Below are 12525 nucleotides of genomic sequence, written 5' to 3' on the forward strand. Positions count from 1 at the left end.
TGACTGAAACGCACTATGACTGAGACAGGCTCTCGCCTGCTGCGCAGCACGCCGTTTCGGCTGGCCCTGACCTTCGCCTTGCTGTTCGTGCTCGCCTTCATCCTGTCAGGCGCCATCGTCTACCAGCTGATGAGCGCGGATCTTGCCGAGCAGCTCGACCAATCGGTCAAGGAGACCTATTCGGTCGTGGCGGTGACCTATGCCGGAAACGACCGGGAGGATCTGGTTTCGGCAGTCGACAGCCATGCCGCGCTCAGCCCTAGCAAGGAACAGCTGTTCTCGCTCACCGATCCCGCCGGCAATCGCCTGGCCGGGAATTTCACCGCCGCCGACCTTCCCGATGGCTTTTCGGATTTTGCCGCTTCCCTGCCAGGCGTTGCGCCGGACACTATGTACCGCGCCTGGACCGGTTCGGTCGGGCCCAACAGCCTGACAATCGCCTTCTCGCTCTCCGAAACCGAGGAGCTGGAACGCATCGTTTTGATGAGCTTCGGCTGGGCCACCCTGATCATTTCAGGGCTGGCGGTGGCTGGCGGCGCCTTGCTGGCGGCGCGCGTGCAGCGCCGCCTCGACGGCATTGCCGCCACCATGGAAGATGTCTCCAACGGCCGGCTCGACGCCCGCATTCCACTGCTCGGCAATGGCGACGACATTGACGGCGTCTCGCGCCAAGTCAACGCCGCGCTGGAGCGGCTGGCGGAGCTGGTGGACGGCATGCGCCAGGTCAGCGCCGACATCGCGCATGATCTGAAGACGCCGCTCAACCGCCTGCAGATGATTTTGGAGGCTGTCGCCGACAGGACGGCGCGGGGTGAGGCAGTTGCCGATGAGCTGGCGGAGGCACGAGGGGAAAGCCTGCAGATCAACGATACTTTCGATGCGCTGTTGCGTATTGCCCAGATCGAGGCCGGCGCCCGCAAGTCGCGCTTTGTCGATCTCGACCTCAACGGCGTCATCGATGCCATCGCCGAAATCTATGCCGGTGTCGCCGAGGATGACGGCAAGTCGCTGTCGGCCACGATCGTCCACGGCACGCCATGCCTGGTTCACGGCGATCGCGACCTGCTGACGCAATTGTTTGCCAATCTGGTTGAGAACGCGCTGCGGCATTGCCCCGATGGCACGGCGATCCTTCTATCGGTGCGGCGGCAAGGCGACCGCATTCTGGCTGAGGTCGCCGACAATGGCCCCGGCATCCCGGCGCAGGAGCGCGAAAAAGTGTTCCAGCGGCTCTACCGGCTCGACTCCAGCCGCACCACGCCCGGCAGCGGCCTTGGCCTCAGCCTGGTGCGGGCCATCGTCGACCTGCATGGTGCAACGATTGCGCTGGAGGATCGCCGGCCTGGGCTGGCGGTAATTGTCGGGTTTCCTCGGGCGGAGGGCACCGGTCCCGGCTTGAAACGACAACGCCAGAGCCAGGTCGACCCCACTCCGTCGAGCTTCGCTCGACACCTCCCCCCGATCGACGGGGGAGAGGTGGCGCTGCGAAGCAGCGACGGAGTGGGGGAAGGCGCTCATGAAACGCGAAGTCGCTGACAACTTTCTCCAAGTTGATGATCGCATCCGACAAAGATGGTCGCGATTAGCCTTGCACATGTTTCCACCCGAACGGCTGCGGGTTGATCAAGACGACCGTTGAACCTACCGGCCCACCGCACCCCGGCGAAAATCCGAGGGCGACATCCCCGCCAGCTTGCGAAACGATTTGTTGAAGGCGCTGAGCGAGCCGAAGCCTGAATCCATGGCGACGCGCAGCACATTGGCGTCTTCATGCATCAAAAGCGCCTGTGCATAGCTCAGCCGCAACAGGTTCATATATTCGTTGAGCGTCATGCCGGTCGACTTCTTGAAAATGCTCATGGCGTATTTGGGATGGATGTCGGCCGCCGCCGCGATGTCGACGCAGTCTATGTCGTAGAGGAAATTCTCGGCGATGAAGTCGCACATGCGCCCGACATTGCGCAGCGATTGCTGGTCGAACGGGCCGCCGGGTTCCTGGCCGATGGCGGTTTCCGGCACCAGCCGGTAGGGCTCGAAGCGCACCCGCTCCAACCGCAGCAGCAGCTCGTTCACGGCGTGCTCGGTTATCGCCGGATCGCCCGAGCGGAAATAGCGGTTCCAGCGCTCGAAATTGTGATGGTCGGCCTGGTCGGTCGCCGATGTCACCAGCGTGGCGCCGGTCATCAGCCTGTGGCGGACATCCGTCGGCAGATGCAGGCGGAAGAAATGCACCAGCGGCAGATGCGCGCCGGCATAGATGGCGTCGTCGGAGAGATCGTCCATCTGGTGCGGCAGCCCGCCCCAGAACAGGCACATGTCGCCGGCCGACAGCGAGATCTCGTGCTCGTTCATGCGGTAATGCACGCTGCCGCGGACGATGAAATTGACCTCGACCTGGGCATGCCAGTGCGGCTTCAGCATCACCAGCGGATGGTTGTGAAACATCTGCAAAGCCATCGGCAGGCCTTCGACGCTGCTGGCGCCAGGCTGGTAAAACGGCCGTTCCGGCATCTTACTTTCCGCCCATCTTTTATTCCCGTTGTCAGGGACAAGCCTTCCGCGCCGCCTAGTCTAGCCATGCTCGCGAAGAGAGAGCAAATGAAATGGGAGGATTTCAATGCGCACGACACTGATCTGTGCCGCGCTGGCGCTTGGCCTGGGCTCAGGCCCGGCTTTGGCGCAGTCCGGCGAAATCACGATCTGGAGCTGGAATATCGCCGCTTCGTCGCTGAAGGCGACGGTGGCCGGCTTCAACAAGCAGTATCCCGACGTCAAGGTCACCGTTCAGGATCTCGGCAACCAGCCGACCTATGACAAGTCGATCGCCGGCTGTGCGGCCGGCGGCGTCGGCCTGCCCGATATCGTCTCGATCGAAAACGGCGAGGCCGAGAACTACTGGAGCCAGTTCCCCGATTGCTTCGTCGATTTGCACACGCTGGGCTACACCGCCGACGACCAGAAGAAATTCCCGGATTTCAAGCGCACCGAATTGGAGGTCGGCGACAAGGCCTATGCCATGCCGTGGGATTCCGGCCCAGTCGCCGCCTTCTACCGCCGCGACTTCTACGAGAAGGCCGGCGTCGATCCAGCCTCGATCAAGACCTGGGACGATTTCATCGCCGCCGGCAAGAAGGTCCAGGCCGCCAATCCCGGCGTCACCATGACCAATGCCGATTTCAACGGCGACACCGAATTCTTCCGCATGATTTCCAACGAACAGGGCTGCGGCTATTTCGCCGCCGATGGGCAGTCGATCACCGTCAACCAGCCGAAATGCGTCGACACGCTGGCCAAGATCAAGGACATGAAGGACGCCGGCATCATCTCGTCGGCCGACTGGGGCACCAAGATCACCAACAACAGCGCCGGCACCGTCGCCACCCAGGTCTATGGCGGCTGGTATGAGGGCACCATCCGCACCGAATCGGCCGGCGAAAACGGCAAATGGGGTGTCTACCTGATGCCGAGCCTCACCGCCGACGGCCCGCGCGCCGCCAATCTCGGCGGCTCGTCGCTCGCCATCACCTCGGCCTCGAAGAACAAGGAGGCCGCCTACGCCTATCTGAAATACACGCTCGAGACCAATGAAGGCCAGATTACCATGCTCAGGGATTTCGGCCTGGTGCCGTCACTGATCTCGGCCCTCGACGACCCCTACGTCTCGCAGGGCCTGCCCTATTGGGGCGGTCAGGCAGTGTGGAAGGACATTCTCGTCACGCTGCCCAAAGTGGTGCCGAGCCGCGGCACGCCGTTCCAGAGCGACGCCGAAATCATCATGCGCGCCGTGCAGACCAAATATCTCGGCGGCGGCTATCCCGATGCCAAGGCCGCCCTCGACGACGCCGCCAGCCAGATCGCTTCGGCGACGGGACTGCCGATCAAGTGACCAAGGCGGTGATGCTGGCGGGCCAGATATAGGGCAATTTGCCGGACCGTTGGCGCTGCCCTCACCTGCCTGCCGGCATCCTCTCCCCGTATAGTGGCGGGGAGAGGGACGCTCTCGCCCAACAGTTCGCCAATCGCCGGCGGCGTCCCAACAAGCCCCTTCTCCCCGTCACTATACGGGGAGAAGGTCCCGGCAGGGGGTGAGGGGCGGCGCCAAGCCTTAATAATTGACGCCGGCTAACAACACGCCGGATACCAACCGGGAAAGAGGAAGGAGGAGGAAACCATGCGCTACCAGAACGCCACGGCCTATCGCTTCCTTACGCCCTACCTTCTGATCTTTGCCATCTTCTGGGTGTGGCCGATCATCTTCTCGTTCATGATTTCCTTCCAGGCGACGCGCACGGTGCCCTGGCGCTTTGCGCCGACGTTCAACTGGGGCCGCCTGATCGGCGACCCCGCTTTCTTCAACGCGCTGAAGAACACGCTGCTCATCCTCGTCATCCAGGTGCCGGTGATGATCTCGCTGGCGATCGTCATGGCGGTGCTGCTGAACTCGCCGCTGCTGAAAGCACGTGGCCTCTACCGCTTTGCCTTCTTCGCCCCGGTGGTGGTCGGCGAGGTCGCCTACTCCGCCGTGTTCCGGCTGATGTTCAATCTCGATTTCGGCATCATCAACAAATTGCTCGCCGGCATCGGCCTGCCCAAGATCGACTGGTTCTCCAACGTCACCCCGGCCATGGCGCTGATCATGATCGCGGTGACCTGGCGCTGGGCCGGCTACAACGCCATCATCCTGCTCGCCGGGCTGCAGTCGATCCCCGAGGATGTCTATGAAGCGGCGACGCTCGACCGCGTCAGCAAGGTCAAGCAATTCTTCTACATCACTTTGCCGCTGCTCAAGCCGGTCATCGTCTTTTGCGCCGTGCTGTCGATCATCGGCACCATGCAATTGTTCACCGAACCGTTCCTGATCACCGAGCGTGGCGGCCCCGGTGGCGGCACCGAGACGCTCGGCCTGCTGCTCTACCGCCAGGGCTTCCGCTCGCTTAATTTCGGCTACGCCTCGGCCGTCGCCTACACCATGGCAGGGCTCGCCATCGCCATCACGCTGGTGCAGCTGTGGCTGACAAGAGAGCCGAAATGAGGGGGGAGCCGAAATGAGTTCGCTCTCGCAACGCCGGCGCGGCCGCAGCGTCCTGCTGCACCTGTTCCTGACGCCGCTGGCGGTGATCTGGCTGTTTCCGCTGTGGATGATGATTGTTTTCTCGACCATGCCCGACAACGGCATCTTCAGCCCCGGCATCGAGCTTTTGCCGCACGGCAATTTCGTCGACAATTTCAACAACCTGCAGCGCGACACCAACTTCGTCGGCGCCATCGGCATCTCGGTGGCGGTGGCGGTGACCTACACCTTCTTTTCGGTGCTGCTGACCTCGATGGCCGGCTGGGCGCTGGCCCGCTACCAGTTCTTCGGCAAGGGCGCGGTGGTGGCGATCATCCTCGGCACCATCACTTTGCCCTATGCCGTGGTGCTGATCCCGCAATTCATCATGGTGGCGCGCGACTTCCAGCTCGCCAACACCTGGGTGGCGCTGATCGTGCCGCCTCTGTTCAATTCGCTCGGCGTCCTGTTCATGCGCCAGGCCTTCTCGATGATGCCGGCCGACCTGTTCGACGCCGCACGTGTAGAGGGCGTCAAGGAATGGCGCATCTTCCTGTTCGTCGCTTTGCCTTTGGCGCGGCCGATGCTGGCGGCGCTCGCCATCATCCTGTTCCTTGCTTCATGGAACAATTACCTCTGGCCGCTTTTGATCAACAGCCAGCCCGGCGCGATGACAGCCCCTGTGGCGCTCGGCACGCTCATCGGCCTGACCAAGGTGTCGTGGGGCGGCATCATGGCCGGCGCCGTCATGCTGACCGTGCCGATGCTGGTCGTCTTCGTGCTGCTGCAACGTCATTTCATCGCCGGCATCGCCGCCGGCGCCGTCAAATAGGGACTAGAGCGATATGGCGGCAGTCACCCTCACCAATGTCATCAAGCGCTTCGGCGTTTATGAGATCATCCATGGCGCCAACATCGATATCGCCGATGGCGAATTCGTCGTCTTTGTCGGCCCCTCCGGCTGCGGGAAATCGACGCTTTTGCGGATGATCGCCGGGCTGGAGGACATCAGCGGTGGCGAGATCGCCATAGGCGGCAAGGTGATGAACGATGTCGAACCGGCCGAGCGCGGCATCGCCATGGTGTTCCAGTCCTACGCGCTCTATCCGCACATGACCGTCGAGCAGAACCTGAGCTTTGGCCTCAGGATGACCGGCAACCCCAAGGAGGACACCGAGCGGCGGGTGAAGCGGGCCTCCGAAATCCTGCGCATCACAGAGTTGATGGCGCGGCGGCCCAGGCAATTGTCCGGCGGCCAGCGCCAGCGCGTTGCCATCGGCCGCGCCATCGTGCGCGAACCGCAAGTGTTCCTGTTCGACGAGCCGCTGAGCAACCTCGACGCCGAGTTGCGCGTGCAGATGCGGGTCGAAATCTCGCGCCTGCACAAGGAACTCGGCGCGACGATGATCTACGTCACCCATGACCAGACAGAGGCGATGACGCTGGCCGACCGGATCGTGGTGCTGCGTGGCGGCCATGTCGAGCAGATTGGCCGGCCGCTCGACCTCTATGACAATCCCGACAATCAGTTCGTCGCCGGTTTCGTCGGCTCGCCTAAGATGAATTTCATCAACGGCCGTATCGTCGGCCGCAACACCGGGAGCGTTACGGTCGAACTGGGGGGCCAGGAGAAAACCCACCTTGTGCAACCGCTCACAGGCGCCATGCTTGACACCGGAGCCAAGGTCAACGTCGGCTTGCGGCCCGAACATTTCGGCTCTGCCGGCGAAGGCGATGCCGACCTCACCGTCGGTATCGACGTGGTCGAGCATCTCGGCGGCACCAGCTTCATCTATGCCAGGACCGCCCATGGCGAAGACCTGGTGATCCAGCGCGACGCGGCAAAGGTCCCCGACACCCAGGAGATCACCGTCTCCATCCGCAAATCCTATCTGTTCGACGAAAACGGCCAGCGGCTGCGCTGAGCCTTCCAGCCTTTCCAAGGAGAATGACCATGACTTCAACCGCGCCCATCCGCTGGGGGATACTCGGGCCCGGCGACATCGCCAAAGCGTTCGCCCGCGGCGTGGCAGGGTCGCGCACCGGCACGATTGTCGCGCTCGGCGCCCGCAACCCCGGCAAGGCCGGCCTGGCCCAGACGTTTCCCGGCGCCCGCATTCTCGATGGCTACGACGCGCTGCTCGCCGACCCCGAGGTCGACGCCGTCTATATCGCCATACCGCACCCCGGCCATGCCGAATGGGCGATCAAGGCGGCAGAGGCCGGCAAGCATGTGCTGTGCGAAAAGCCGCTGGCGCTGACCGCCTTCGAGGCCGACGCCATGATCCATGCTGCGCGCAAGGCCGGCACCTTCCTCGGCGAAGCGTTCATGTACCGGCTGCACCCGCAGACGGCGAAGCTGGTGGAACTCATCAAGTCGGGCGTCATCGGCGATGTCAGGCTGATGAAGTCGAGCTTCGGCTTCGCCATGCCGGGCTTCATGCCCGAGCACCGGCTCTACGCCAACGATCTCGCCGGCGGCGGCATCCTCGATGTCGGCGGCTATCCCGTCTCCATGGTGCGGCTGATCGCGGGCGCTGCCACAGGCAAACCCTTCGCCGAGCCGGACAAGGTTGTCGGCACCGCCCATCTCGGCAAGTCCGGCGTCGACGAATGGGCCTCGGCGCTGCTGCATTTTCCCGGTGGCATCGTCGCCGAGGTCTCCTGCAGCATCTCGCTCAAACAGGACAATGTGCTGCGCATCCTCGGCACCAAGGGCTGCATCGAAGTGCCGGATTTCTGGTTCGCCGGCGGCGGCAACCGCGATGGCGGCCCTGGCCGGATCGATGTAATTCTCGCCGACGACACGAGCCAGACCATCAGCGTCAACGAAACCCGCCATCTCTATTCCTTCGAGGTCGATGCAGCCGGCGAGGCGATCCTGGCCGGCAAACAGGAATTCGCCTGCCCGGGCATGGGCTGGGCCGACAGTCTCGGCACGCTGCGTGTGCTCGACAAATGGCGCGCTGCCGTCGGGCTCGAATATGAGATCGAAAAGCCGGCGAAGCGAACCAACACCCTTTCGGGCCGGCCGCTGCGCACCGGCGGCACGGCCATTGGCAAGCGCAAGATTCCGGGCCTGTCGAAGCCGGCCTCCGTGGTGGCGCTCGGCTTCGAGGATTTCCGCACCTTCTCGTCGGGCGCAATCCTGCTCGACGCCTTCTTCGAGGCCGGCGGCAATCTGTTCGACACCGGCTATGTCTACGGCGCCGGCTACACCGAAACGCTGCTTGGCCAGTGGCTCAGGAATCGCGGCGTGCGCGAGCAGTCGGTGATCATCGCCAAGGGCGCGCACTCGCCGCTCTGCTATCCCGATGTCATCGGCAAGCAGCTCGCCCAGTCGTTGGACCGGCTGCAGACCGACCATGTCGACCTCTATTTCATGCACCGCGACAACCCGGATGTGCCGGTCGGCGAATTCGTCGATGCGATGGACGCCGAGGTCAAGGCCGGCCGCATCCGTGGCCCGTTCGGCGGCTCGAACTGGACGATGGCGCGCATGGACGAGGCGATTGCCTATGCCGAGCGCACCGGCAAGCAGAAGCCCGGCGTGCTCTCCAACAATTTCTCGCTGGCCGAGATGCTGGAGCCGATCTGGGCCGGCTGCATCACCTCGTCCACCGACGACTGGAAATCCTGGCTGACGAAAAGGCAGATGCCCAACTTCGCCTGGTCGAGCCAGGGCCGCGGCTTCTTCACCGACCGCGCCGGCCGCGACAAGCAGGACAATGAGGAGCTGGTGCGGGTCTGGTACTCGGAAAAAAATTTCGGCCGCCGCGACCGTGCCATCGAGCTGGCGCAGCGCCTGGGCAAAAGTCCGATCCACGTCGCGCTCGCCTATGTGCTGGCGCAGCCCTTTCCGTCGGTACCGTTGATCGGCCCGCGCACGCTGGACGAGTTGGAGGACAGTTTGAAGGCGCTGGATATCAAGCTGTCGGCGGAGGATGTGGCGTGGCTGGATAGCGGGCCGGAAAGGCGGCGGGCTTAGCAGCTAATCTCCCCCCTTGAGGGGGAGATGTCGCCGAAGGCGACAGAGGGGGTCGCCTCGCGTGGAGCGCTAACCTCCTTCTGCAGCGGCAGGTAGGCCGAGCCCAGTCGACCCGACTCCCTCTGGCCTGCCGGCCATCTCCCCCGCACGGGGAGATTAGCGGCTCATGCGTTCCACCTACCGATCGATCCGTGTCGACAAAATAATCGACGACGACGTCCGCTCGACCCCGTCCATCGCCCCGATCTCGTCCAGCAACGCATCCAGATCCCTGATCGACGGCGCGTCGACGATGACGATCATGTCGAAATTGCCGCTCACCGAGTGCAGCGTCCGTACCGGCGGCAGCGCCTGCAGCGCCCGCACCACCTTGTCGGCGAGTTTCGGCGTGACGGTGAGCAGCACATGCGCCCGCACCAGCCCCTGCTCGTAGTCCGGCGCCATCCGCACGCCATAGCCGGTGATGATGCCGCGCTGTTCCAGCCGCTCGATCCGGCTCTGCACCGTCGTGCGCGAAACGCCGAGCTGGCGCGCCAGCTCAGTGGTCGATGCGCGGGCATTGGCGCGCAGCAAGGAAAGCAGCTTTTGTTCGGCGTCAGTGAGCATTTTGACGAACTTTATCGGCGTATTGATCAATTGTGGGGTTCGTTTCGAACAGTTTCACGCTTCCTTTCGACAGGCAAGCTGCGATTCTTGAAGGCATCGCGTCCACCGCGCGGCGGTCTGGGCCAAAGAGTTTCACGAGGGGCAAGGTCATGAAGAAAATCATCGTCGTCGGCGCCGGCAAGATCGGCTCCACCATTGCAGGCATGCTCGCCGACAGCGGCGACTACCACGTCACCGTTATCGACCGCGCGGCGGCGCAGCTTGCCGCGGCCGAACTTCCCGCCGGCGTCGAGGGGCTGGAGCTCGATATCGCAGCGCCGGGCGCACTCGAGGCCGCCCTTGCCGGCGCCTTCGCCGTGCTGAGCGCCGCCCCCTTCCATTTGACCACGCGCATCGCCGAAGCGGCCGCCGCAACCGGCGTCCACTATCTCGATTTGACCGAGGACGTCATCTCCACCCGCCGCGTCAAGGAACTGGCGCGTTCGGGCAAGAGCGCGTTCATTCCGCAATGCGGCCTTGCGCCGGGCTTCATCTCGATCGTCGCCAATGATCTCGCCAGCCGTTTCGACACGCTGGAAAGCGTTCGCATGCGCGTCGGCGCGCTGCCGCAATACCCGTCCAATGCGCTGAACTACAATCTGACATGGAGCACCGACGGCGTCATCAACGAATATTGCGAACCCTGCGAGGCGATCGTCGAGGGCGAGCTGATCGAGGTGCCGCCGCTGGAGGAGCGCGAAGAGTTCTCGCTCGACGGCGTCACCTATGAGGCCTTCAACACCTCCGGCGGTCTCGGCACGCTGGCCGAGACGCTGAAGGGCAAGGTGCGCACGCTGAACTACCGCACCATCCGCTATCCCGGCCACGCGGCGATCATGAAGGCGCTGCTCAACGATCTCGGCCTGCGCCACCGCCGCGACGTGCTGAAGGATATCTTCGAGAGCGCCCTGCCGGCAACGCTGCAGGATGTGGTCATCGTCTTCGTCACCGTCTCGGGCCGCCGCAATGGCCGCCTGCTGCAGGAAACCTACGCCAACAAGATCTATTCGCAGCGCATCGGCAACCAGGTGCGCAGCGCAATCCAGATCACCACCGCCTCCGGCATCTGCGCCGTGCTCGACATGCTGGCCGACGGCACCTTGCCGGCGACCGGCTTCGTCAAGCAGGAAAACATCGCGCTTGATGCGTTTCTCGCCAATCGTTTTGGGCGCGCTTATGCGCAGCACGAGATGGTAAGCCGGCTGGCAAGCTGAGCTACTTCACCCTCCCCCTTGTGGGGAGGGTCGGCTCGCGGTCGGAGCGAAGCGGAGATGGCGAGACGGGGTGGGGGTGAGCGCNGGCGAGGACCCCCACCCCGCTCCGCTACGCGGATCGACCCTCCCCACAAGGGGGAGGGTAAGCGCCCGCTACTTCCGCAGAGCCATCGGTCGTCCGAGCAGAAACCGGATGAAGTTGCCCGCGGTCCGCGGCGCAATGCGGGGCTGCGTCGCCTGTCGTGGCGCGCTTTGCCTTCGCGCTGGCACCTTGGGTTCGACAGCCGGTCGGCCCACCGTGAAGGAGGGCCCCGAGACCGGCTTGCCCCTCAACACGTTGGCGGCGTTGTTGTCATGGATGACGATGCACCATTGCGCGCCCTTCGATGCCGCCACGACGGTGTTGAAGCGCGTCGCCATTTTTGCGTGGTGCTCGCTGTAGACGCCGCTCATCGCCGGCGATCTCCTTTCGACCAGCGTGCCGAACGCCGACGTGACATAGTCGTGGTGCGTGTAGCGTCCGCTTGCCGTGTCGAAATTCTGGCCGTCCGGAAAGGCAATGTAGAGCGGCTGCAGGTCCACCACACGCTTTTCGATCTCCCGGCGCGCGTAGTGGTCGACGCGCTCCATGAAGGTCGGCGCCAGCGCGTCGTCGCTGTCGAGCCGCGTGAGCGAGACATACTCGGCATCGCTGTCGTCGTGGACGAAAGCATTTAAGCGATTGTTGTAATCGTCGCCGGCCTCGACAAGGATCGGCCTGACGTCGACACCGGCCACGCAGCTGCACACGGTACGAATATAGTTCTCGTGCGTATCGGCATCGAACGCCACAAGGACGGCAAAATCCTTCAGCGACTGGCCTTCGAGCGACGACGCGCAATAGGTGTCGAACAACGCCAGGCGCTCGACCAGCCAGACCGGGTCGAGATTGGCGCGGCCCTTTCCGTCCCACTGGCTTGGCTTGAAGCCAGCGGCGATGTTGTAGCGTATGGCGATGTATTTCTTCAGGCCGGTGTCCATCGACCGACACTTAGTACATTCCGCTGATCTGCGACAACCAACGGCTGGGCGGCCACCCTCCCCCTTGTGGGCATAGGCGCTAAGATAGGTATTGCCCTGCGGAATCGGGTGTGATTCTACACTGCGATGACACACGAATNGGCATAGGCGCTAAGATAGGTATTGCCCTGCGGAATCGGGTGTGATTCTACACTGCGATGACACACGAATCGCTTGTTGATGACGGCTGGGCCGAGACGATTGAGCTTCTCGGCGGCGAAGATTTGCTCACGCAGAGCGCCCGCGAGACGAAGGCGTTCCTGCGCCCGCGCGGCGTCAGGTCGGCGAGCGACCTGTTGCGCCTGACACTGGCTTACTGCCTTGGCAAGGTTGGCATGCGGGGCGTCGTGGCCTGGGCGGCGGCGAGCGGGATTGCCGACATTTCGGACGTGGCGTTGCTNCAATGCAGGACCATGGCTGCAGCAGTTGATTGGGCACCTTTTGAAGCGCGAGGATGCAGGTTTGGCCAAAGGCCGACTGATCCGCATCCTCGATGCGACAGCGGTTGCCAAGGCCGGTGCGTATGAGAAGAAGAACAATGGTCTTTGGCGCATGCACTGCGCCTTCGA

General features: G+C 63.6%; 11 protein-coding genes. 7 read left to right on the forward strand and 4 right to left on the reverse strand.

Features of this window, described 5'->3' with window-relative positions; translation table 11 throughout:
- Window positions 1-15: 15 nt before the first annotated feature.
- A complete protein-coding gene (locus X756_RS148685; RefSeq protein WP_023730311.1) occupies window positions 16-1536 on the forward strand; it encodes an ATP-binding protein in 1521 nt (506 codons plus the stop codon).
- 105 nt (window positions 1537-1641) lie between these two features.
- Here the strand turns inward: X756_RS148685 and X756_RS148680 are convergent, their stop codons facing one another.
- Window positions 1642-2511 carry a helix-turn-helix domain-containing protein gene (locus X756_RS148680; RefSeq protein WP_023730312.1) on the reverse strand — a complete coding sequence of 290 codons (870 nt, stop codon included), beginning with the start codon at window positions 2509-2511 and terminating at the stop codon, window positions 1642-1644.
- A 106-nt stretch (window positions 2512-2617) separates the two neighbouring features.
- Here X756_RS148680 and X756_RS148675 point away from each other — a divergent pair, with 106 nt between their 5' ends.
- The 5 genes from X756_RS148675 (at window position 2618) to X756_RS148655 (ending at window position 9038) form a co-directional block, all read left to right on the forward strand.
- Window positions 2618-3886: an ABC transporter substrate-binding protein gene (locus tag X756_RS148675; RefSeq protein WP_023730313.1), complete on the forward strand. Its 1269-nt coding sequence runs from the start codon at window positions 2618-2620 to the stop codon at window positions 3884-3886.
- A gap of 285 nt (window positions 3887-4171) precedes the next feature.
- Window positions 4172-5032, forward strand: a complete 861-nt coding sequence (locus X756_RS148670; protein WP_023730314.1) for a sugar ABC transporter permease — start codon at window positions 4172-4174, stop codon at window positions 5030-5032.
- A gap of 13 nt (window positions 5033-5045) precedes the next feature.
- Window positions 5046-5882, forward strand: coding sequence for a carbohydrate ABC transporter permease (locus tag X756_RS148665; RefSeq protein WP_023730315.1), 837 nt, complete (start codon window positions 5046-5048; stop codon window positions 5880-5882).
- 13 nt (window positions 5883-5895) lie between these two features.
- Window positions 5896-6975: a sn-glycerol-3-phosphate ABC transporter ATP-binding protein UgpC gene (gene ugpC, locus X756_RS148660; RefSeq protein ID WP_023730316.1), complete on the forward strand. Its 1080-nt coding sequence runs from the start codon at window positions 5896-5898 to the stop codon at window positions 6973-6975.
- 29 nt (window positions 6976-7004) lie between these two features.
- Complete coding sequence (locus X756_RS148655) at window positions 7005-9038, forward strand: aldo/keto reductase (RefSeq protein ID WP_023730317.1); 2034 nt, start codon at window positions 7005-7007, stop codon at window positions 9036-9038.
- 177 nt (window positions 9039-9215) lie between these two features.
- Here X756_RS148655 and X756_RS148650 read toward each other — a convergent pair whose 3' ends face one another.
- A complete protein-coding gene (locus X756_RS148650) occupies window positions 9216-9644 on the reverse strand; it encodes an Lrp/AsnC family transcriptional regulator (RefSeq protein WP_023685052.1) in 429 nt (142 codons plus the stop codon).
- A complete protein-coding gene (locus X756_RS1000000169385; RefSeq protein ID WP_198020031.1) occupies window positions 9634-9795 on the reverse strand; it encodes a hypothetical protein in 162 nt (53 codons plus the stop codon). The genes X756_RS148650 and X756_RS1000000169385 overlap by 11 nt, the downstream gene beginning before the upstream one ends.
- Here X756_RS1000000169385 and X756_RS148645 point away from each other — a divergent pair.
- Complete coding sequence (locus X756_RS148645; RefSeq protein ID WP_023730318.1) at window positions 9794-10897, forward strand: saccharopine dehydrogenase family protein; 1104 nt, start codon at window positions 9794-9796, stop codon at window positions 10895-10897. The genes X756_RS1000000169385 and X756_RS148645 overlap by 2 nt on opposite strands.
- A 153-nt stretch (window positions 10898-11050) precedes the next feature.
- Here the strand turns inward: X756_RS148645 and X756_RS148640 are convergent, their stop codons facing one another.
- Complete coding sequence (locus X756_RS148640; protein WP_023730319.1) at window positions 11051-11917, reverse strand: glycosyltransferase; 867 nt, start codon at window positions 11915-11917, stop codon at window positions 11051-11053.
- Window positions 11918-12525: the final 608 nt, after the last annotated feature.

Source organism: Mesorhizobium sp. LNJC405B00, assembly GCF_000502615.1.
GTDB lineage: Bacteria > Pseudomonadota > Alphaproteobacteria > Rhizobiales > Rhizobiaceae > Mesorhizobium.